We start from the raw sequence: 21,098 nt of genomic DNA on the forward strand, positions 1-21,098 counted from the left end.
AACCTTCCAGGTGTAGCGCACACGCATCGTATGCCTGCGGCGGCGGGCCCGTGGACCGCCGTCGGCTGTCCACCCACCCGGCGGTTCGTCACACGATCGGATGAAGGCGCCGCGAAGGCCCTTGGCGGGCGGGATATCGCCGCTACATTCGCGCCGTTCCATGAGGGCTGCACCCCGGCCCGGAAGGCAGGAGACCGCACAGCTGATGACGGAACGACCTCCGCAGCGCAACCCGAACCGCCAGCTCGCCGCGCTCATCGCGGAGGCGGGTTTCTCCAACGCGGGGCTCGCGCGCCGCGTCGACCAGCTAGGGCTCGAACACGGTCTTGACCTGCGCTACGACAAGACATCGGTGACCAGATGGCTGCGCGGGCAGCAGCCGCGCGGCACGACACCCGCGCTGATCGCCGAGGTGTTCACCCGGCGCCTCGGCCGCCGCCTGTCCGCCCAGGACCTCGGGCTCGACGCCTGCGCGCCCGTCTACGCGGGCCTGGAGTTCGCCGGATCGCCGGAGGAGGCCGTCGACATCGTCAGCGGCCTGTGGCGCAAGGACTCCGGCAGCCACGCCGAACTCCGCAAGATCGCCTTCACCCCGGCCGGGCTCGTCGTGCCCAGCCGCGACTGGCTGATCGGCCGCGCCGACGACCGGGTCGCCAGGGGCGAGGCCGCACCCCGCGTCCCCGTGCAGGGCCGCCCCGCCGTGCCCCGGCAGCGCACCCAGACCGAGCGCGGCCCCGGCCACCGGGTGACCCCCGGCGACATCGCCGCCCTGCGCTCCGTCAGCGAGCTGTTCCGCGCGCTCGACCACGCGTACGGCGGCGGCCACGCCCGGCAGGCGCTCGTCCGCTACCTGGAGCACGAGGCCGAGCCGATGCTGCGCGGCACGTACGGGGAGCAGACCGGACGGCGCCTCTTCGGGGCCGTCGCCGACCTCACCCGGCTCGCGGGCTGGACCTCGTACGACATCGCGGCGCACGGCCTCGCCCAGCGCTACTTCGTGCAGGCGCTGCGCCTCTCGCAGGCCGCGGGCGACCGGATGTACGGCTCGTACGTGCTCGTCACCATGAGCCGGCAGGCCGTCTACCTCGGGCACGGGCGGGAGGCGGTGCAGCTGGCGCGGGTCGCGCAGCAGGGCGTCGGGGCGTCGGCGCCGCCCGTGGTGCAGGCGCTGCTGCACGCCGTGGAGGCGCGCGGGCACGGGGTGCTCGGCGAGGTGCGGGCCTGCACGGCGTCGCTGGTGCGGGCGGAGCGGGCGCTGGAGGCGGGGCGGTCGGGGGACGACGTGCCGCACTGGGCGCGGTTCTTCGACGAGGCGCAGCTGCAGGACGAGTTCGGGCACAGCTACCGCGACCTGCAGCAGTACCGGGCGGCGGCGCAGAGCGCCGAGCGGTCGCTGCAGCTGCGGGCGCCGGGCTTCGCGCGCAGCCGGCTGTTCTGCCGGGTCGTGCTGGCCTCCGCCCGGCTGGGGCTCGGCGAGCTGGACTCGGCCTGCGCCCTGGGCGCGGAGGCCGCCGCCGCTGCCGCGGACATGCGGTCGGTGCGGGCCCACGAGTACGTGCGGGAGTTCGAGCGGCGCCTTGAGCCGTACCGCGACGCGGGGCCCGTGCGCGGATACCGGGAGAAGGTCGCCGCGCTGGGGTGACGGGGCCGGTGCCACGGCACCGGCCCCGCCTGGTCACCCGAGGCCGGCCACGGCCCGCGGGCTCAGCGCCTCGTCCCAGGTCGTGAGGTCGTCCAGGTCGCCGCGCAGGGACGCCTTCTCGGTGCCGACGGACCTGAGGGGGAGGGGGATCGACGCGTCGATCGCGCCGACCTCCTTCCCGTCCGCGTACAGCGTCGTGTGCCCCTCGGTCGCCACCCACGTCAGCCGCGTCCACCGGTCGAGCGGCAGGGTGTGGCCGAAGGAGTGGTCGGCCGTGCCGTAGCGGGTGAGGCCGACCTCTCTGGTGCCGTACTGCTGGAGCTTGAGCGCGCCCGCCGCCGAGCTCAGCAGGACCTGGTCCGCCGTGCGCGCCGTGGGCCGCACCCGGACCGAGACCGTCCACGGCTCGGCCACGTCGAGGCCGCCGAGGCCCACCCCGTCCCGGTCCGAGTCGAACCGCCACGCCTGTCCGCCGGCGCCGTCGGGGACGGGCGTCGGGTTGTTGATGATGTACGAGGTGCCGGACAGGTCACCGGCGACGTCCCGGGCGTAGAGCGTGTTGCCGGGGGAGCCCGCCCATGTCCAGCCCTGCGGGTACGGGGCGTCGTCGAAGGTCCAGCGGTGGCTCGGGCGGCCGTCGTCCACGCGCGGCCGGGACGGGGCCGGGGTGATGCCGGGCGGGTCGCCGATCAGGGCGGCGCGGGCCCGGAAGCCGGCGAGCGCGTCCGGGGTGGGCGTCCGGTTCCAGGCGCGGTCGGCGAGGATCGCGCGGGCGCCCGCCATCTGCTGCTCGAAGTACCCGTCCTCGGCCCAGAAGTTGTAGTCGGCCCAGTTCGGCAGGCCCGAGCCGAGCATGTCGGGGGCCGCGCTCGGCTGCCAGCCGTCGTACATCCACGACTGGTCGGGGTAGAGGTGGTGGTAGTTGTTCGGGGTGACGTAGAACGGGCCGATGGCGATCTCGTCGTGGCCGGGGATCTGCGGCTCGGCGCCGCCGTGGCCCTCCCAGGTCAGGAAGACGACCGGGGCGTGCACCTGCTGCTGGGGCGCCGTCAGATGCTCGGAGCCGTTGTAGACCGCGGTGCGCTTTCCGTGTGAAGTCACCACGTCGTCAAGGGTGTTGATGTAGCGGTTCAGCAGGTCGCCGAGCGTCGAGACGTCCGGCGACGACGCCAGGTGGTTCTTGACCCGCGGGCAGTCGGCGAGCCGGCCCGGCACCTCCTCCGCGCCGATCGAGAACAGCGGCGCGTCGAACCAGTCCGCGAACTCGGCGACGATCTCCTTCGTCTTCTCGACCGCCCTCTCGCTGGTCATGTCGATGATCCAGTCGGGCGTGAGGTGGGAGTGGGTGTGAGCGGCGGTGCACGGGTCGGGCCCCGACCCGAAGCCGATGCCGAACGTCTCGCTGACGGCCGTCGCGTGGCCGGGGAGCTCCAGGCCGGGCATCAGCTGCACGTGGTGGCGGGCCGCGAACGCCTTGAGCTCCTCGATGTCGGCCCGGTCGTAGCTGTGCGCCGGGTCGGCCAGGCCGGGGAACCTGGGGCTGAACAGGCGGAAGCCCTCCGACTCCGACAGGTGCATGAGCAGCGTGTTCAGCTTCTGGTCGCCCATCCTGCGGATCAGGTTCTTCAGGTACGGGATCGTCCAGTACTTGCGGCCCGCGTCCAGGTGCACCATGCGGACCGACTGGGCCGGGACGTCGGTGGCGCGGGCCCGGGGGAGCGTGCGGCGGCCGTCCGGGTCGGTGGCGCGCAGCAGCTGGAGCAGGGTGCGGGTGCCGTAGAAGAGGCCGTGGGTGGAGGCCGCCCGGATGCGGACCGGGCCGGTCGAGGAGTCGAACGCGTAGCCCTCCGCGCCGAGCCGGGTGTCGTCGCGCAGGGCGAGGACGATGTCGCCGGGGCCCGCGTGCGCGGTGTCGCTCGCGATGCGCGGCGCGAGACCGGTGACCGCCTCGATCTCGGTACGGAGCTGGGTGGCCAGTCGGCCCGTCGTGCGGTGGGCCGGGCCCGGGAACTCGGCGCGGCCCGCGGGCCGGTCCAGCCGGTCGCGGCTCGTCGGGTCCACCAGGATCCGGGTGCCGGGCGTGAGGGCGACCGTGCCGTCGAGGGACGTCCAGTCGGTGGGGCGGGGGATCACGGGCACCGGCGGCACCGGCTCCGCGGCGGCGGCCGATGCGGGCGATACGTTCACGACAGCTCCGATGAATCCGGCGATCAGGGAGAGCAGGGAGAGGATGAGCGGAACAGGGCCCGGTACGCGTCCACGGACTCGTCTTCGCACGGCGATGACCTCCTGATGGCTCGACTCAGGTGACCGTAGAGGCGAGTTGCGGGCGTGACAAGGGTGGCCGCGTGAGGGCGCCCGCCCCCGGACAGTTCCACGGGGACGGGCGCGTCTGGGGATGATAGATCCGATGTAAGTCCCAGGGGGTGCAATGACGCGATCAGGCCGCCTCGCCCACCGGCGCGTCCCCCGACACCCCCGGCAGGACGGCCTCCGGCAGTCCGAGGTCGGCGAGGACGGCACGTGCCGCGCGCCGTCCCGAGTGCAGGGCGCCCTGCACGGTGCTGGTGTCCCGGTGGTCCCCGCACACGTACAGCCCGTCGAGCAGCCGGACGGGCCGGCGCGGGTCGTGCGGCGCGGGCATCGCGGGCACGGCGCGGGGGTCGTGGTGCACGGCGAGGGTCTCCCAGCCGCTCGTCGACGTGCCGTAGAGGGCGGCGAGCTGGGAGCGCAGCTCGTGCTCGGCGGGCGGCGGCCCGAGCACGGTCGACGACACGAGGGCGCGTCCCGCGGGGGCGCGCGTCGGGTCGACCTGGCTGATCACGGAGGTGTGCGCGACGGGACCCGGCCGGTCCGCGTCGAGCAGCAGCGCGGGCTCGGCGAGCGGCGGCTCGGGCACGGCGTGGTGCACCACCGTGACCTCGTGGAAGGCGGGCACGCGCAGGCCGGGCAGCAGTCCGGCGGCGGCGACCGCGTCGGTCGCCAGCAGCACGGCGCGGCAGGCGGCCCTGCCGTGCTCGGCGGTGGTGACGGAGTTCGCGGCGACGGCGGTGACCCGGACTCCGGTCCGTACGGTGCCGGGCGGCAGGGTGCTCGCCAGCTGCTCGGGCAGCGCGTCCGCGCCCCCCTCCGGGACGGCGAGGCGGCCCGTCGCGTACGCGTGCAGGGCGAGGTCGGCGCACCGGCTGGACGTGGTCAGGTCCGGGTCGCAGAGCAGCGCCGAGAGCAGCGGGCGGACGAACCCGTGCAGCACCCTCGGCGGCAGGCCGCGGGCGGTCAGGGCGCGGCCGATGGGCAGTTCGGGCCGGGCGAGCAGCCGGGCGGGCGGGGTCGCCGCGAGCCGGGCCAGCGCCGTGCCGAGCCGGGCGTGGTCGAGCGGGCCGCCGAGCGGCGGGCGGATGCCGCGCACCGTCCGGGGAGCGCTCGCCAGGGCGCGTGCGGCACTGAGTGCGCCCCTCGTGCGCCGGGGCCCGGCCGGCTCCCCGGCCCGGTGGTGCCGGCCCTCGCTGTGCACCAGCACACCGGGGGAGAAGGGGCGCAGGACGAGCCCGTCCAGGCCCGGGGTGTGGCGCAGCCCGGGGTAGGACGTGCTGAGCAGCTGACCGATCCGGTCGAGCCGGAACCCGTCGACCTTCTCGGTGGACATGCGGCCGCCGATGCCTCCGGCGGCCTCCAGGACCAGGACCTGAGCCCCCGCCCTGGTCAGGTGCTGCGCGGCCGTGAGTCCCGCGACTCCGGCCCCGACGATGACGACGTCCGCATGCACGTGTGCCTCCGGCGGTTGGCGGCTGACGGCTGGAGGCCTCATGCCCCCAACCCGGCTCCGGAATACGTGAGTTCGGGTCGAGGGTAGGTGTGGGTCCGGTGAGCGTGGCCCCGCGCGGCGGGGCCGCACCGGCGCACGCTCCCGCCGCGGGGTGCGCCCCGCCGGGGGCGCGGGGCCGGGCCGGCGTGCGGCTCCGGCGCGCGGGCGCCCCTCAGTGCGCGGACCCCGGGCCGCTCCCGAGGGCGCGGATCACGAACTCGACCGGGGACGCCTCGTCCGTCGTCGCCCACACCTCCAGGGAGACCCGGATCGCGTCGGTCGCCGCGGCCGCCGTCAGCCGGAGCCCGAGCTCGTCCGTCCCCGGCGGGGCCAGCCGGGTCACCACCGGCAGCAGCTTCTCCTCGGACTCCTGGTTGACCCGGTACCAGACGGCCCGCAGCGCCGGATCGTCCTGCGCGGCGCGGAGCAGCCCGCGCGTCCAGCGCAGCCCCTCCGCCGCCGCCTCCCCGGGCTCCGAGAGCGAGGCCACGGCCGCCGCCTCCAGCGCCTCCCGCAGCGGGGTGCCCGGCGGCGTCCCGTCGAGCAGCGCGCGCCAGCGGTCCCCGCCGGAGGCGAGCAGCGGGCCCACCGCGTCCTGCTTGTTGCGGAAGTACCGGTAGAAGGTGCGCAGCGCGACACCGGCGCGGCCCGCGATCTCCTCGGCCGTCGTCCCGTCGGGGCCCTTGTCGGCGAACAGCTCGGCCGCGGCGCGCGCGATGTCGAGCTGGGTCGCGGCCTTGCGGCGCTCGGTCAGCGAGAGAGGTCGGTCCACGGAGTTCACGCGACGAAGAGTAGCCGCAGCGGGAAGAAGGTGGCACGAAAAGACGTTATGGCAAAACGTGCCACACAGGCGTACGGTGAACGCCGTGCAACGCCGCACCACCGCATCACGAGGAGTCGACATGAACCGCTACGAAGGCCGCCGCGCGCTGATCACCGGCGGCGGATCCGGCATCGGCCAGGCCACCGTCCTGCGTCTGCTGGAGGAGGGCGGCACGGTCGTCGCCGCCGACGTCAGCGAGGCCGGGCTCGAGGACACCGTGCAGAAGGCGGGCACCGCCGCCGAGCGCCTCACCACCGTCGTCGTGAACGTCGCCGACGAGGCGTCCGTACGCGACGGCGTCGCCGCCGCCGTCCGGGCGCTCGGCGGGCTCGACGTGCTGGTGAACGCGGCCGGCATCCTGCGCTCCTCACACACCGAGCAGACCACGCTCGCCGACTTCAACCAGGTCATCCAGGTCAATCTCGTCGGCACGTTCCTGATGATCCGCGAGTCCATACCGGCGCTGCTGGACGGCCAGGAGCCGGCGGTCGTCAACTTCTCGTCCACCGCGCAGAACTTCGCCCACCCCTACATGGCGGCCTACGCGGCCTCCAAGGGCGGCATCCAGTCCATGACGCACGCCCTCGCCATGGAGTTCAGCAAGCGCGGCATCCGCTTCACCGCCGTGCAGCCCGGCTCCATCTCCTCCGGCATGACCGACGGCTCCGGCCGGGCCAGGCAGTCGGCCGGCCCCGGCCTGCCCGCCGACGCCGACATGACGCTGTTCCAGAAGACCGCGCCGATGCTCCAGGTCGGCCACGGCGACTTCAACTTCGCGGGCCCCGACGCGGTCGCCGCCGTGGTCGCCATGCTGGCGTCGCACGACGGCTACTTCATCACCGGCACCGAGGTCCGCATCGACGGCGGGAGCCACATGTGAACGCCGTCGGAGAACCCGCGGACTTCCGGGGCAAGGTCGCCGTCGTCACCGGCGCGTCGGCGGGGATCGGCGCCGGGTTCGCCCGGCACGCCGCCTCGCTCGGCATGAAGCTGGTCCTCGCCGACATCGCGGCGGACCGGCTCGCCGCCGTGGCCGACGAACTGCGCGCGGCCGGCGCCGAGGCCGAGGACGTCGTCACCGACGTCGCCGACCCGGCGTCCGTCGAGGCGCTCGCCAAGCGGGCCGCGGCCCGCTTCGGCACCGTCGACATGCTGGTCAACAACGCCGGGATCATGGCCATGGGCTGGTCCTGGGAGATCCCCGCCGACCGCTGGGACGCGGCGCTCCGCGTCAACATCGGCGGGTACGTGAACGTGCTGCGGGCCTTCGTGCCGCGCATGCTCGCGCAGGGCACGCCCGGCTGGATCCTCCAGGTCTCGTCCGTCGGCGGACTCTTCCCCAGCCCGCTGATGGCGCCCTACAGCGTCACCAAGTTCGGCACCCTCGCGCTGACCGAGTCCCTCCACCACGAGCTGTCGATGCGGCAGGCGCCGATCCAGGTGTCCGTGGTGCTGCCCGACTCCGTCCAGAGCGAGATCTTCCGTACGGCGGCGGAGGGCGACGGCACGCTGCCCGAGGCCCGGGCCTTCAACGAGGCGCTGCAGCGGCGGGCCGACACGGTGGGGATCTCCGCGCGGGAGCATGCGCGGCGCGTCTTCGAGCAGGTCGCGCAGGGGCGGTACTGGGTCACGGCGCAGCCCGAGTCCGTCGACCTGGGGTTGCCCGCGCGTACGGAGATGATCCTTGGCCGGGAGAATCCGGTGCTGCGGATGGATGTGTGACCGGTTGCCGGCGGGTTGCCGGGTGCGGCTGAGTGGGGGCTGGTCGCGCTCCGCGGCGGAGCCGCTGATCGACACAGCCCCGCGCCCCTGAAGGCATGCGCTGACGCGCAGCCTTCCCCCGCCGGGGAGAAGCCCCACTCAGCCGCACCCCGCGACGAGACCTACGACGACACCAACCCACCCGTATCGACCGGCGCCGTAGCGGACGCGCCCCGCGCCGCGTCGCCCGCCACCTCGCCCGCGGTCAGCACGTACCCCGTCCCCGCGTCCGTCGTGGACCGCGCGAACACCACCCCGTACACCCGCCCGTCCGTCGTCAGCAGCGGACCGCCGGAGTTGCCGGGCAGCACCGTGGAGCGGATCGAGTAGATCTCGCGCGTCACGTTCCCCGAGCCGTAGATGTCCTGCCCGCCCGCCCTGATCGTGTCGGCCACCGTCGCGGCCTGGAGGTCGAGGCCGCCGTCCTGCGGATAGCCCGCGACCACCGCGGCGGACCCGCGCGACGCGCTGTCGTCGAAGGACAGGACCGGGGCGTCGAGGTCCGGCACGTACAGCACCGCGACGTCCTTGTCCGGGTCGAACAGGACGACCTTCGCCGGGTACGCCCGGCCCACCCCGCCGACCCGCACCGACGGGTCGTCGATGCCCGCCACCACGTGCGCGTTCGTCATCACGTGGTGGGCGGAGTACACGAATCCGCTGCCCTCCCGGCCCTGGGTGCCCGACGCGCCCTCCACCTTGACGGTGCTGCGCTGGGCGGCACGGGTCGCGGCCCGCGTCACGTTGTCCCCGGAGGGCTTCGCGACCTCGGCCGACGGCTCGTTCGCGAACGGGTCGAAGACCTGCGGGAAGCCCGCCGAGGTGAGCGCCCCGGTGGCCCGGGAGAACCAGGCGGGCGTCGTCGACGGCATCGTGTCCTGCACGGCGCCGAGCACCGTGGAGTTCCGGATCGCCTGGTTGAGCGAGGTGGACGACGACGCGAGGAGCACGCTGCCCGCCACCCACGCCACCACGAGGGCCGCGACCGCCCCGGCCGCCGCCCCGCCGATCCCGTCCGCGACCCGCAGCGGCCCCGGCGCCCGGTCCATCTCGCCCCGCACCCGCAGCGCGAGGCGCCCGGCCAGGGCGTGCCCGGCGACCGCGGGCAGCAGCACCGTGAGCACGGCGACGGTCGTGGCCGCCGTCGTGCCGGCCGTGACCGCCTCCATCACGAACGGCAGCAGCCAGACGCCGACGACGGCGCCGCCGACGAACCCGGCCAGCGAGACGAAACCCGCGAGCAGCCCGCGCCGGTAGCCGGACGCCGCGTAGGCGAGCGCCACCACGATCAGCAGCACGTCGAGTATGTGCAGGTCCATATCGGTAACAAACGACCACGGACCCGGTGCTGGTTCCGCCGACTGGCCGACATGTGGTCGACCGCACAGGACGGAACGGCCCGAGAGTGGAAGACGTGCGCGTCCTACGGACTGTGTTGTGCTGCCTGCCCGGGGCCCTGGCCCTCGGGCTCCTCGTGCTGTGCGCCGTCTCCGTCGACCATCGCGGTACCCCCGGCACGCAGCCGCTCGCCCGGGCCGCCGCCATGCCGGCCGCCGCCGTGCCGGTGCGCCGGGCCGCCGCGGGCGCGCACTCGGCCGCCCGGCCGCGGATCGTGCCGCGCACGGTCTGGCTCGCGGGCGCGGAGACGTACCATCGCGACCCGATCCGCTACGCAGACCACGTCGAGGCCGTCTTCCTCCACCACACGGACTCCCCGAACGGCTACGACTGCGCGGACGCGCCCCGCATCATCCGCTACCTGTACGCGGGCCAGGCCGGCGGCCGGGAGTGGGACGACATCGGCTACAACTTCCTCGTCGACCGCTGCGGCACCGTCTACGAGGGCCGCGCGGGCGGTGTCGACCGGGCCGTCGTCGGCGCCCACACGCAGGGCTTCAACCAGAACACGGCCGGGATCGCCGCGATCGGCACGTTCACGCAGGGCACGCCGGTGCCGCGGGCCATGACGGACGCGATCGCGGCGGTCGCCGCGTGGAAACTGGGCCTGTCGGGGACGGATCCACGGGCCACGGTGCGGCTCGTCTCCAGCAACGGCCACAGCCGGTTCCCCGCGGGGCGCTCCGCGGACTTCCTGGCGGTCTCCGGGCACCGGGACGGGTACGAGACGTTCTGCCCCGGTCTCGCGCTGATGGCCGAACTCCCGGCGATCCGGGACCGGGCAGCCCGCCTGCAGGGCCGCCCCTGACCGCCCGCTCCGCTGGGTGACCCGTTGAAGGCTGCGCGTCAGCGCATGCCTTCAGGGGCGCGGGGAACTGCGCGACCAGCCACGACGAGACCCGCGGCCGCCCGACCCGAGAACCCTTACGGCGAGGCGGGCTTCAGGGTCCCGCCGCCGGAGAGGCGATACGTACGGCCGCCGAGCCCCGGACTGGCCCCCGAGTCGTACGTCACCGTGAACCCGTTCCCCCGAATCGCGTCGGAGACGTCGTCGCTCAGCGTCAGCCCCGCCAGCGACGAATCCCCGCCCACCGACCACGTCGCCCCCGACCCGACCGTCAGCGAAGCACCCCGGACCTTTCCGTCCAGCGTCGTGGACCCGGTCAGGTCGAGCGCGGCGGACCCGTCCGCCACGACCACGTCACCCGTCAGCTTCTCGTTGTGCGCCGAGAACGTCGCGACCCCCTTGTCGCGGACGCGCAGCAGCACCCCGTCCTTCGTCGTCACCTCGGCCCCGCCGGTCAACTTCACGTCGGCGACGGCCTGCTGGACCGAGAACACGTCACCGTCGGCCGCCTGGATCGACCCGCCGGACATCGAGAACGCCGTGTCGCCCGCACCCCGCAGCACCACACCGCCCGCGGCGGCCGACGCCCGGACGTCCTTCAGGGTCAGCGCACCCCCGGACTCCACCGTGAACGCCTCCGAGTTCGCCACGTCGAACAGCGTCCCGGACACCGTGACGTCGCCCGCGCTCTGCACGCCCGGCGAACCGCAGCCGGCCGACGTGACCGTGGAGCCGGACACCGTCACCTTCGCCCCGCCGGGCCCGGTCGCGATCGGGGCGGCCTGCGCGCCCGCCGTGTCGATGTCGACGTAGGTCAGGTCGAGGACGCCCCCGTACGACGCCATCACGCCGTGCGCGGACGCGCCCTTCGCCTTGACGGCGTTCGCGCTGAGCGTGGCCCGCGCGCCCTCGCCGGACGCGAAGACGCCCGTCGCGCCCTTGCCCTTGGTGTCGAACTCGCCGCCGGACAGGGTGACCTGGCCCCCGTCGCGGGCCAGCACCGCCGCGTTGAGGCCGTGCCCGCCCGACGCGTCCACGGACGACGTGGCACCGCGCTTGGTGACGTCCGAGTCGCGCGTCGACAGCCGCCCGGACCCGGACACGAGCACCGCCGACTCGTCGCCCTCCTTCGTCGTGAACGTCTTTCTGCGCGGCGCCACGACCTCCCCGCTGTCCAGCGCGTACGCGCCCACGCCCGCCGGTGAGGCGCCGGCGCCCTCGTCCGGGGCCGGCGGATCCGTCACGCACCGCGCGCCGCTGGCCGTCGCCGCGGGCGAGGCCACCGGGGGAGCGGCCGTGCTGTCGTCGTCGGAGCAGCCGGACAGGGCGAGGGGCAGCAGCAGCGCGGAGACGGTGGCCGCGGCACGACGAGATCCGGGGCGGCGCGGGAGGCGCAGGTGTTTCATGGGCTCTACGTTCACACCTCACCTCGCGTCGAGCACATCCGGCCCCCGTTCCCGCGCCTGCCGCGGTGCCTGCGGGGCGAAGACCAGCAGGGTCAGATCGTCCCGCACGGTGTCCGCGAAGCGCACCACGTCGCGCCACACCGCGTCGGTGAGCGCGGCCGGGTCCTCGCCGGCGAACCGCGGCAGGCGTTCGGCCAGCGGATAGAAGGCGCCGGCCGCGTTGCGCGCCTCCGTCACCCCGTCGGTCGGCGCCAGCAGCCGGTCGCCCGGCCTGAGCTCCACCGTCAGCTGCTCGGGCGGCGCGAGTCCGGCGAGCCCGAGCCCGAGCGGCGCCCCGGACGGCACCGGCAGCTCCGTCACCCGCCCGTCGCGCAGCAGCAGCGGAGGCGGATGGCCGCACGCCACGATCCGTACGACCGGGGAGTCGTCGGGGAACTCCAGGAACACCGCCGTCGCGAACAGCTCCGCGTGCTCGTCCTGCGCCGCGTCCACCACCAGCCGGCGGTCGAGCCGCGCCGCGACCCGCTCCAGGTCCGGCTGGTCGAGCACCGCCTCCCGGAACGCGCCGAGCAGCCCCGCGACCGTGCCCACCGCCGCGAGACCGTGCCCCTGCACGTCGCCGACGACCGCCCGCACCCCGCGCGGGCCGCGCCGCACGTCGAAGAAGTCGCCGCCCACCAGCGCGCCCCGCTGCGCCGCCCGGTACACGCCCGCGCAGCGCACCGTCCCGACCTGCTCGGGCAGCGGCGGGAGCACCGCGAACTGCGCCGCCTCCGCCACCGTACGGACGGTCACGAGCTGGTCGTCGCGGCGGCTGCGCACCCAGGCGATCAGCACGCTCAGGACGGCGACGAACGCCACGGTCAGCACGTCGCTGTTGCCCTCCCGCCCGAAGCCCGTCGCGGGGATGTCCAGGAGCAGGACCACGACACCGCCGAGCACCGCCGTCGCCGCGGGCCCGTACGACAGGGCCGCGAGCGGCGGCAGGGCACCGAGCAGGAAGCCGAGGTCGAGCCGGTCCTCGGTGACCGCCTGGAGGACGCACAGGCCCACCAGGAGCACGACCGGCAGCCAGCGCACCCAGCGCGGCGGCGGCGCCCCGCGCAGCCAGGCACGCTCCTCCCCGCGGTCACGGCGGCGCACCACGGGCCAGGTCATGCACTCACCCTGCTACGGGTGGCTGCCCGCCGCACGCGCACGCCGGACCGGCGGCTACAGCGTCTGCCCCATCAGCACATCGTCGACGTAGGCGCCGTCCAGCAGGAACTCCTCGGGCAGCACGCCCTCGACGACGAAGCCCTCCGCCTCGTACAGCCGCCGGGCGGGAAGGTTGTGGCCGAGCACCCGCAGGGTGATCCGCCGCGCGCCCTGCCGCCGCGCGTGCTCGACCGCCGACCGCACCAGGGTCCGGCCGATGCCGTGCCCGCGCACCGCGTCGGCGACGGCCAGGCCCTGGATCTGCCGCACGTGCGCGTTGGCCCGCAGCGACGTCGGATAGCCGATCCGGACGTAGCCCACCAGCCGGCCGTCGAGGTCGGCCACCAGATGGTCGCGCGGCCCGAAGCGCTCGTTGAAGAACGGCGCGTACGGCGGCTCGTCCCGCGGCTTGACCGCGTGCAGGTGCGACCAGGTCTCCCGGTCGAGCCGGGCCAGCGGAGCGTCGTCGTCCGGCACGCCGAACCGTATGCGGGGCTGTGACATGCGGGCCACTGTACGACCGGCAGGATGGAGGAATGACACGTATCGCGGTGGCGGGCGCCTCCGGACTCATCGGCTCGGCCCTCGTCCGTTCCCTGACCGCCGACGGACACGACGTGCTCCGCCTGGTACGGCGCGCGGCCCGGTCGGCCGAGGAGGTCCGCTGGGACCCGAAGGCCTGCTACGTCGACACGTCCCGGCTCGACGGCTGCGAGGCGATCGTCAACCTCGCGGGCGCCGGGGTCGGCGACCACCGCTGGACGGCGGCGTACAAGCAGGAGATCCGGGACAGCCGGGTCCTCGGCACGACGGCCCTCGCCGAGGCCGCGGCCTCCCTCGCCACCCCGCCGCGGGTCCTCCTCAACGGCAGCGCGATCGGCTACTACGGCGACACCGGCTCCCGGGCCGTCGACGAGGCGGCGCCCGCCGGTGCCGGGTTCCTGCCCTCGCTGTGCGTGGAGTGGGAGGCCGCCACGGCGCCCGCGCACCAGGCCGGCATCCGCACCGTCCTGGCCCGCACCGGTCTCGTCGTCGCCCGGGGCGGCGGCGCCTGGGCCATGCTCTTCCCGCTGTTCAAGGCCGGGCTCGGGGGGCGGATGGGCGACGGGCGGCAGTACTGGTCGTACATCGCGCTGCACGACCACGTCGCCGCGCTGCGGCACCTCCTGGACCAGGAGTCGGTGTCGGGCCCGGTCAATCTGACGGCGCCGCATCCCGCGACGAACCGGGAGGTGACGGCGGCGATGGGGCGCGTGCTGCACCGGCCGACGCTCTTTCCCGTCCCGGCGCAGGCGCTCCGCCTGGTGCTGGGGGAGATGGCGGGGGACGTTCTGGGCTCGACCCGCGCGGTGCCGACGCGTCTGCTGGAGTCGGGCTTCGAGTTCACGTATCCCGGAGTCGAGCAGGCCATCGGGGCTGCGTGAGCCGGTGCGACGGCTTCGTCCGCGGGTCCGGTGGGGGTTGGTCGCGCAGTTCCCCGCGCCCCTGAGAGGCACGCCCTGCGGGCGGCCTCTCCCTGGCGGGGGAAGGCTGCGCGTCAGCGCATGCCTTCAGGGGCGCGGGGAACTGCGCGAGAAGCCCCCACCGGCCCGCGGTCGAGAACACCCCCGCAACCCGGCAGACGCTCAGGGGCGCGACCAGCCCCCACGCACCCGCAGCCGACCACCAGAACCGGCGGCTAGCCGAAGCGTTCCGTCAGGCGGGGGTACAACCGGGCCAGAACCCCCGTGTCCTCGAAGTCGATCGGCGTACCCTCCGGCTCCGCAGGGGGCGGCGGAATACCCAGGTCGGCCGCAACCGTCCCGGTCAACTCCTCGTACGCCTCGTCCGCCGCGTACCCGAGCTCCTCCCCGTCCCCGTCGACCTCCTCGTCGAACTGGTCGAGCAGCTCCGCCAGCGCGTCGGGCTCGTGCAGCGCCCCCTCGAAGACCTCCCGGCCCTGCCCGATCAGCCAGCACCGGAAGAAGTCGAACGCGTCGTCGCTGGCCCCGCCGAGCAGCACCCACGCCGCACCCCACAGGTCCCAGCGGTAGGCCCGGTTGTACCGGACCTCGAAGTGACGGGCGAAGTCGAGCACGGAGTCCGGGTCGGACTGCAGCAGTCTGTCGACGAGCAGCTCGGCGTGGTCCTCGGGGTCGCCGTCGGCGGCCACACGAGTACGGTCCACGATCTCCCAGAACTCGGTCTCGTCCATCACGGGACAAGCATCGGCCCTGGACCCAGGGGGCGCACGCCGAGCGTACGAGCTGTCCCACTTCGTTACGCGTGCACATGCCCAGGGCACCCCGCCCACGGCACGGGCGTACGCCCCGCGCTCACCCGTACCACCCCCGCATCCGGCGCGCCGCCAGCGCGAACCGCTCCCGCAGCCGTTCCGGAGCCAGCACCTCCGCCTCCGGTCCGAGCGCCATGAGCTGGGTGTACGCGACGTCCTCCGACTCGACCGGCAGCGTCACGGTCACCCGCCCGTCAGGACCGGCCGCCCCGGCCGACTCCATGGCCTCCCGCGCGGACGCCCGGTCGGTGGCGTACGGCAGCTGTCGTACGCCCGCCGCCGTCAGCCGTACGACGACCTCGGCCCGCAGCAGCGCCCGCGCGAACTGCGCGGCCCGCTCCTCCCAGAAACCGGGCAGATCGAACGCGTCCTCCCCCTCGGCCCGTACGAAGTGCTCCTCACCGGCCGCCACCGACGTGAACCGGTCGATGCGGTACACCCGGAACGCGTCCCCGCCGCGCACCCGCGCCGCCAGATACCAGACCCCGGCCTTGAGCACGAGCCCGTACGGCTCGAGCTCCCGCTCCACCTCGGTGTCCTGCCTGCGGTACCGCACCCGCACCACCAGGTCGTCCCAGACCGCCTCCGCGACCGCGGGCAGGAGGTCGGGCGTCTGTGGCTCCTGGAACCAGCCCGGCGCGTCCAGGTGGAAGCGCTGCGCCGCCGTCCGCGACGCGTCCCGCAGCGACGGCAGGAGCGCCGCCGACACCTTCAGGCGGGCCGCCGACGACGCGTCCTCCAGCCCCATCTCGCGCAGCGCGCCCGGCACCCCGGACAGGAACAACGCCTCCGCCTCACCGCGCGCGAGCCCGGTCAGCCGCGTCCGGTACCCCCCGATCAGCCGGTAGCCGCCGGCCCTGCCCCGGTCCGCGTACACCGGCACGCCCGCCTCCGACAGGGCCTGCGCGTCCCGCGTGATGGTCCGCTCGGACACCTCCAGCTCGCGCGCCAGCTCGGCGGCGGTCATCGACGGCCGCGACTGGAGCAGGAGCACCATCTTGATCAGGCGGGCAGCGCGCATGCCGTCCATCATGCCGCCCGGGTACGACAGAGCCCCCGCCACGGAGGGCGGGGGCTCTGTCGACTCTGCCGGCTCTGTCAGGCCGTGGCGGTTCCTACAGGCCGTAGCGCTCGCGCGCTTCCTTCACGGCCGTCGCCTTGACCTCGCCCCGCTTGGCGAGCTGGGCCAGGGCCGCGACGACGATCGACTCGGCGTCGACGCCGAAGTGGCGGCGGGCGTCCTCACGGGTGTCCGAGAGGCCGAAGCCGTCGGCACCCAGCGAGGTGTAGTCCTGCTCGACCCACTGCGCGATCTGGTCCGGGACCTGGCGCATGTAGTCGGACACGGCCAGGACCGGGCCCTGCGCGCCGGCCAGGGCCTGGCGCACGAACGGCACCTTCTCCTCGCCGCGCAGGATCGCGGCGTCCGCCTCCAGGGCGTCCCGGCGCAGTTCGGTCCACGAGGTGGCCGACCAGACGTCGGCGGCGACGCCCCACTCCTCGGCGAGCAGCTGCTGCGCCTTGAGCGTCCAGTGGATCGCCGTACCGGAACCGATGAGGTTGATGCGCGGGGCGTTGGCGGCCGCCACGTTCACCCCCGCGGTCTCCGCGGTGTTGAACCGGTAGAGGCCCTTGATGATGGCCTCGTCCAGACCGGCCACGGACGGCTTCGCCGGCTGCGGCATCGGCTCGTTGTAGACGGTCAGGTAGTAGAAGACGTCCTGGTCCTCGCCCGGCTTGGCCTCGCCGTACATGCGGCGCAGGCCTTCCTTCATGATCGTGGCGATCTCGTAGGCGAAGGCCGGGTCGTACGACAGGGCGGCCGGATTGGTCGCCGCGATCATCGGCGAGTGGCCGTCCGCGTGCTGCAGGCCCTCACCCGTCAGCGTCGTGCGACCGGCGGTGGCGCCGACGACGAAGCCGCGGCCCATCTGGTCGGCGAGCTGCCAGAACTGGTCGCCGGTGCGCTGCCAGCCGAACATCGAGTAGAAGATGTACAGCGGGATCATCTGCTCGCCGTGCGTCGAGTACGACGTGGCGGCGGCGATGAAGTCGGCGAGCGAGCCCGCCTCGTTGATCCCCTCGTTGAGGATCTGGCCGGACTCGGACTCCTTGTAGTACATGAGCTGGTCGCGGTCGACCGGGTCGTACGTCTGGCCCTTGGGCGAGTACAGGCCCAGCGACGGGAACAGCGACTCCATGCCGAAGGTGCGCGCCTCGTCGGGGATGATCGGCACCCAGCGCTTGCCGGACGTCTTGTCCCGTACGAGGTCCTTCAGGAGCCGTACGAGCGCCATCGTCGACGCGACGGACTGCGTGCCGGAGCCCTTGTCGAACGAGGCGAACGCCTTGTCGGCGGGCGCGGGCAGCGGCGCCAGCGGCTGCGTACGGCGGGCCGGGGCCGGACCGCCCAGGGCGGCACGGCGCTCGGCCAGGTAGCGCAGCTCGGGGGAGCCCTCGGCGGGACGCGCGTACGGAACGACGCCGTCCTCGAAGCGGCTGTCCGGGATCGGCAGGTCAAGGAGGTCACGCATGCCCTTGAACTCGTCGATCGTCAGCTTCTTCATCTGGTGGTTGGCGTTCTTGGACTCGAAGCCCTTGCCGAGCGTGAAGCCCTTGACGGTCTGGGTCAGGATGACCGTCGGGGCGCCCTTGTGCTCGACGGCCGCCTTGTACGCCGCGTACACCTTGCGGGGCTCGTGACCGCCGCGCGAGACGTGGAAGCACTCGGAGATCTTGTCGTCGGACAGCACCTTGGCGAGCTCGATGAGCGCCGGGCTCGTACCGAAGAAGTTCTCGCGGATGTAGGCGACGTCGCGCGTCTGGTACGTCTGGAACTGGGCGTCCGGGACCTCACGGAGCCGCTCCAGGAGCGCGCCGGTGGTGTCGAGCTGGAACAGCTCGTCCCACGCGTTGCCCCACATCGACTTGATGACGTTCCAGCCGGAGCCACGGAACTGTGCTTCAAGCTCCTGCACGACGCGGAAGTTCGGGCGGACCGGACCGTCCAGGCGCTGCAGGTTGCAGTTGATGACGAAGGTCAGGTTGTCCAGACCCTCGCGGGCGGCGAGCGTGAGCGCCGAGGTCGACTCGGGCTCGTCCATCTCGCCGTCGCCGAGGAAGGCCCAGACGTGCGAGTTCGACGTGTCCTTGATGTTGCGGGCGGTCAGGTAGCGGTTGAACCGCGCCTGGTAGATCGCCGACAGCGGGCCGAGGCCCATGGACACGGTCGGGAACTCCCACAGCCACGGCAGGCGGCGCGGGTGCGGGTACGACGGCAGGCCGTTGCCCCCCGCCTCGCGGCGGAAGTTGTCGAGCTGCGCCTCGGAGAGGCGGCCGTCGAGGAAGGCGCGCGCGTAGATGCCGGGCGACGCGTGGCCCTGGATGTACAGCTGGTCGCCGGAGCCGTCGCCCTCCTTCCCGCGGAAGAAGTGGTTGAAGCCGGTCTCGTACAGCCAGGCCGCCGAGGCGAAGGTGGCGATGTGGCCGCCGACGCCGTGCTTCGAGCCACGGGTCACCATCGCGGCCGCGTTCCAGCGGTTGTACGCGGTGATCCTGGCTTCCATCTCCTCGTCACCGGGGAAGTCCGGCTCGGCGGAGGTGGGGATCGAGTTGACGTACTCGGTGGACAGGAGCTTGGGCAGCGGCAGGCCGCCGGCCTCGCCGCGCTCCAGCGTGCGCCGCATCAGCTGCGCGGCACGGTGCGGCCCGGCCGCCTGGGTAACGGCGTCCAGGGAGGCCTGCCATTCGGCGGTCTCCTCCGGGTCGCGGTCCGGGAGCTGGTCGAGCTCGCTCGGCTGGATGCGCATGGGGTCGGTCATAGTCGCCGCACGCCTTCCTGAGTCGAAGGGGGTGGGGTTGGGGGTGCCCTCTGTCTTTGGCAGGACAGGGCGGGTTCGGGTCCCGGTGGAGACCCGTCGGCGACTGTAACTCCCTGATCGATGATCGATCAAAGGGTTGAAGGGCAAAACCTCTTCAGATCGAGAAAGTAGGCACAGAGTGCCCGGGTGAGGGGCACTCCGTGCCCCGTAAGGGGCGCGGGGAACTGGGCGACAGCCACATACGGCGATCACTCCGCAACGCACCGCACATGGCAGACGAGACGCAGCTCACGCCCGCGGGGCACACCCCAGGACATGCGCCTTCACCAGCGCCGCGATGTCCGGATCACGCCGCTGGAACGCGGCGACGAGGTCCGCGTGCTCCTCCGCGTACGACTGCTGAACGGTCCCCAGCCACCGGATCGACAGCGCCGTGAACACCTCGATGCCGAGCCCCTCCCAGGTGTGCAGCAGCACGGAGTTCCCCGCCGCCCGCACCATCTCCCGGTGGAAGCCCACGGTGTGCCGCACCTGGCCGGTCCCGTCGGCCTCCTGGTCGGCCACGTACAGCGCCGCGACGTGCGGTTCCAGGGCCGAGCAGTCCTCGGCGAGCCGCTCGGCGGCCAGCTCGGCGGCGATGGCCTCCAGGCCCGCGCGCACCGGGTAGCTCTCCTCCAGGTCCGCCGCGGAGAGGTTCCGTACGCGCACGCCCTTGTTCGGCGCCGACTCGATGAGCCGCAGCGACTCCAGCTCCCGCAGGGCTTCCCGTACGGGCGTCTGGCTGACCTCCAGCTCGGTGGCGATCCGGCGCTCCACGATCCGCTCGCCGGGCTTCCAGCGGCCGCTGACGATCCCCTCCACGATGTGCTCGCGGATCTGTTCGCGCAGCGAGTGGATGACGGGCGCGGTCATGGAGGCTCCTCGGCAGGTGCGGACCCGGGGGTCGGCGGGACCCTTAGACAATACGGCTGCGGCCCAGGACAGAAGGGGCACGGTCGCTCTCGCCACGGGTGATGCCCGTTACAGAGACGTGCCCGCCCGGAGCCGGAAACATTCTGACGGGTGCGCCGGGCCCGGTGACGAGCCGTGTCACGCGCGGAGCCCCCGCCCGGAGCTGAACTCCGGACGGGGGCTCCGTCGTACCTCTGCGCCGCTCGGGTGCTTACAGACCCAGCTCGGCGGTGAACTCGCCGGCCTCGAGGATCTGCTTGACCGTCGTCAGGTAACGGGCCGCGTCGGCGCCGTCCACCAGACGGTGGTCGTAGGAGAGCGTCACGTACGTCATGTCGCGGACGGCGATCGTGTCACCGAGCTCCGGGTCGGAGACGACGACCGGGCGCTTCACCGTGGCGCCGATGCCCAGGATGGCGACCTGGTTCGGCGGGACGATGACCGTGTCGAAGAGCGCACCGCGCGAACCCGTGTTGGAGATCGTGAAGGTGGCGCCCGACAGGTCGTCCGGGGCGATCTTGTTCGTGCGGACCTTGGTGGCCAGCTCCGCGGTCTTCTTGGCGATGCCCGCGATGTTCAGGTCACCGGCACCCTTGATGACCGGGGTCATCAGGCCCTTCTCCGAGTCGACGGCGATGCCGACGTTCTCGGAGTCGAAGTAGGTGATGGTGCCCTCGTCGTAGTTCAGGCGGGCGTTGATGACCGGGTGGGCCTTCAGCGCCTGGACGGCGGCCTTGACGAAGAACGGCATCGGGGAGAGCTTGACGCCCTCGCGGGCGGCGAAGCCGTCCTTGGCCTTGTTGCGCAGCTTCATCAGCTTGGTGATGTCGACCTCGATGACCGAGGACAGCTGGGCCTGCTCCTGCAGCGCGCGGTGCATGTTGTCCGCGATGGCCTTGCGGATGCGCGGCAGCTTGACGGTCTGGCCGCGGAGGGGAGAGACCTCCAGGGCCGGAGCCTTCGGAGCGGCAGCGGCGGCCGGGGCGGCAGCGGCCGGAGCGGCGGCCTTGGCGGCCTCCGCGGCGGCGATGACGTCCTGCTTGCGGATGCGGCCACCGACGCCACTGCCCTTGACGGTGGACAGGTCCACGCCGTTCTCGGACGCGAGCTTGCGCACCAGCGGGGTCACGTAGGCGCCGTCGTCCACCGGGGTGGCGGCCGGCGCGGCCGGG

The 21,098-nt window shown here is 73.6% G+C and carries 17 protein-coding genes; 5 read left to right on the forward strand and 12 right to left on the reverse strand.

All coding sequences use genetic code 11. The features are described 5' to 3' along the window. Window positions 1–205 precede the first annotated feature (205 nt). Window positions 206–1,642, forward strand: a complete 1,437-nt coding sequence (locus M4J07_RS08460; RefSeq protein ID WP_255969073.1) for a regulator — start codon at window positions 206–208, stop codon at window positions 1,640–1,642. Window positions 1,643–1,675: 33 nt separating this feature from the next. Here the strand turns inward: M4J07_RS08460 and M4J07_RS08465 are convergent, their stop codons facing one another. The 3 genes from M4J07_RS08465 to M4J07_RS08475 all read right to left on the reverse strand — a co-directional run bounded on the left by M4J07_RS08465 (window position 1,676) and on the right by M4J07_RS08475 (window position 6,219). Then, window positions 1,676–3,829 (reverse strand): family 20 glycosylhydrolase, encoded by a 2,154-nt coding sequence (locus M4J07_RS08465; RefSeq protein WP_255969074.1) that lies wholly within the window; start codon window positions 3,827–3,829, stop codon window positions 1,676–1,678. 253 nt (window positions 3,830–4,082) lie between these two features. Next, entirely contained in the window at window positions 4,083–5,450 is a 1,368-nt protein-coding gene (locus M4J07_RS08470; RefSeq protein ID WP_255969075.1) for an NAD(P)/FAD-dependent oxidoreductase, read from the reverse strand. A 169-nt stretch (window positions 5,451–5,619) separates the two neighbouring features. Next, window positions 5,620–6,219 carry a TetR family transcriptional regulator gene (locus M4J07_RS08475; RefSeq protein ID WP_255969095.1) on the reverse strand — a complete coding sequence of 200 codons (600 nt, stop codon included), beginning with the start codon at window positions 6,217–6,219 and terminating at the stop codon, window positions 5,620–5,622. Window positions 6,220–6,349: 130 nt separating this feature from the next. On the opposite strand from M4J07_RS08475, the gene M4J07_RS08480 reads away from it, so the two are divergent. Both M4J07_RS08480 and M4J07_RS08485 read left to right on the forward strand, forming a co-directional pair. Next, entirely contained in the window at window positions 6,350–7,150 is an 801-nt protein-coding gene (locus tag M4J07_RS08480) for an SDR family NAD(P)-dependent oxidoreductase (RefSeq protein WP_255969077.1), read from the forward strand. Beyond that, a complete protein-coding gene (locus M4J07_RS08485) occupies window positions 7,147–7,992 on the forward strand; it encodes an SDR family NAD(P)-dependent oxidoreductase (protein ID WP_255969080.1) in 846 nt (281 codons plus the stop codon). The genes M4J07_RS08480 and M4J07_RS08485 overlap by 4 nt, the downstream gene beginning before the upstream one ends. A gap of 161 nt (window positions 7,993–8,153) precedes the next feature. On the opposite strand, the gene M4J07_RS08490 is transcribed toward M4J07_RS08485, so the two are convergent. Beyond that, a complete protein-coding gene (locus M4J07_RS08490) occupies window positions 8,154–9,344 on the reverse strand; it encodes a MarP family serine protease (RefSeq protein WP_255969097.1) in 1,191 nt (396 codons plus the stop codon). Window positions 9,345–9,445: 101 nt separating this feature from the next. On the opposite strand from M4J07_RS08490, the gene M4J07_RS08495 reads away from it, so the two are divergent. Then, window positions 9,446–10,237: a peptidoglycan recognition protein family protein gene (locus tag M4J07_RS08495; RefSeq protein ID WP_255969081.1), complete on the forward strand. Its 792-nt coding sequence runs from the start codon at window positions 9,446–9,448 to the stop codon at window positions 10,235–10,237. A 116-nt stretch (window positions 10,238–10,353) separates the two neighbouring features. On the opposite strand, the gene M4J07_RS08500 is transcribed toward M4J07_RS08495, so the two are convergent. From M4J07_RS08500 to M4J07_RS08510, 3 genes are read right to left on the reverse strand one after another with little or no spacing between them, the layout of a single operon-like run. Continuing rightward, window positions 10,354–11,682, reverse strand: coding sequence for a hypothetical protein (locus tag M4J07_RS08500; RefSeq protein WP_255969082.1), 1,329 nt, complete (start codon window positions 11,680–11,682; stop codon window positions 10,354–10,356). Between the two features lie 18 nt (window positions 11,683–11,700). Then, window positions 11,701–12,840, reverse strand: a complete 1,140-nt coding sequence (locus M4J07_RS08505; protein ID WP_255969083.1) for a PP2C family protein-serine/threonine phosphatase — start codon at window positions 12,838–12,840, stop codon at window positions 11,701–11,703. Window positions 12,841–12,894: 54 nt separating this feature from the next. Next, window positions 12,895–13,383, reverse strand: a complete 489-nt coding sequence (locus M4J07_RS08510; RefSeq protein ID WP_255969084.1) for a GNAT family N-acetyltransferase — start codon at window positions 13,381–13,383, stop codon at window positions 12,895–12,897. 32 nt (window positions 13,384–13,415) lie between these two features. Here M4J07_RS08510 and M4J07_RS08515 point away from each other — a divergent pair, with 32 nt between their 5' ends. After that, window positions 13,416–14,303, forward strand: a complete 888-nt coding sequence (locus tag M4J07_RS08515) for a TIGR01777 family oxidoreductase (RefSeq protein ID WP_255969085.1) — start codon at window positions 13,416–13,418, stop codon at window positions 14,301–14,303. Window positions 14,304–14,557: 254 nt separating this feature from the next. On the opposite strand, the gene M4J07_RS08520 is transcribed toward M4J07_RS08515, so the two are convergent. From M4J07_RS08520 to sucB, 5 genes are all read right to left on the reverse strand, one after another. After that, window positions 14,558–15,073, reverse strand: a complete 516-nt coding sequence (locus M4J07_RS08520; protein ID WP_255969099.1) for a DUF4240 domain-containing protein — start codon at window positions 15,071–15,073, stop codon at window positions 14,558–14,560. Window positions 15,074–15,194: 121 nt separating this feature from the next. Then, window positions 15,195–16,175: a helix-turn-helix transcriptional regulator gene (locus tag M4J07_RS08525; protein WP_255969087.1), complete on the reverse strand. Its 981-nt coding sequence runs from the start codon at window positions 16,173–16,175 to the stop codon at window positions 15,195–15,197. Between the two features lie 94 nt (window positions 16,176–16,269). Beyond that, window positions 16,270–18,975, reverse strand: a complete 2,706-nt coding sequence (gene aceE / locus M4J07_RS08530) for a pyruvate dehydrogenase (acetyl-transferring), homodimeric type (protein WP_255969090.1) — start codon at window positions 18,973–18,975, stop codon at window positions 16,270–16,272. A 288-nt stretch (window positions 18,976–19,263) separates the two neighbouring features. Then, on the reverse strand, window positions 19,264–19,887 hold the full coding sequence (locus M4J07_RS08535; protein WP_255969091.1) for a GntR family transcriptional regulator: 624 nt from the start codon (window positions 19,885–19,887) through the stop codon (window positions 19,264–19,266). Window positions 19,888–20,137: 250 nt separating this feature from the next. Further along, window positions 20,138–21,098 (reverse strand): 2-oxoglutarate dehydrogenase, E2 component, dihydrolipoamide succinyltransferase (gene sucB / locus M4J07_RS08540; protein ID WP_255969093.1); only part of this gene is annotated, 961 nt, incomplete at its 5' end.

This window comes from Streptomyces longispororuber (assembly GCF_024448165.1).
In the GTDB taxonomy this organism is placed as follows: domain Bacteria; phylum Actinomycetota; class Actinomycetes; order Streptomycetales; family Streptomycetaceae; genus Streptomyces; species Streptomyces longispororuber_A.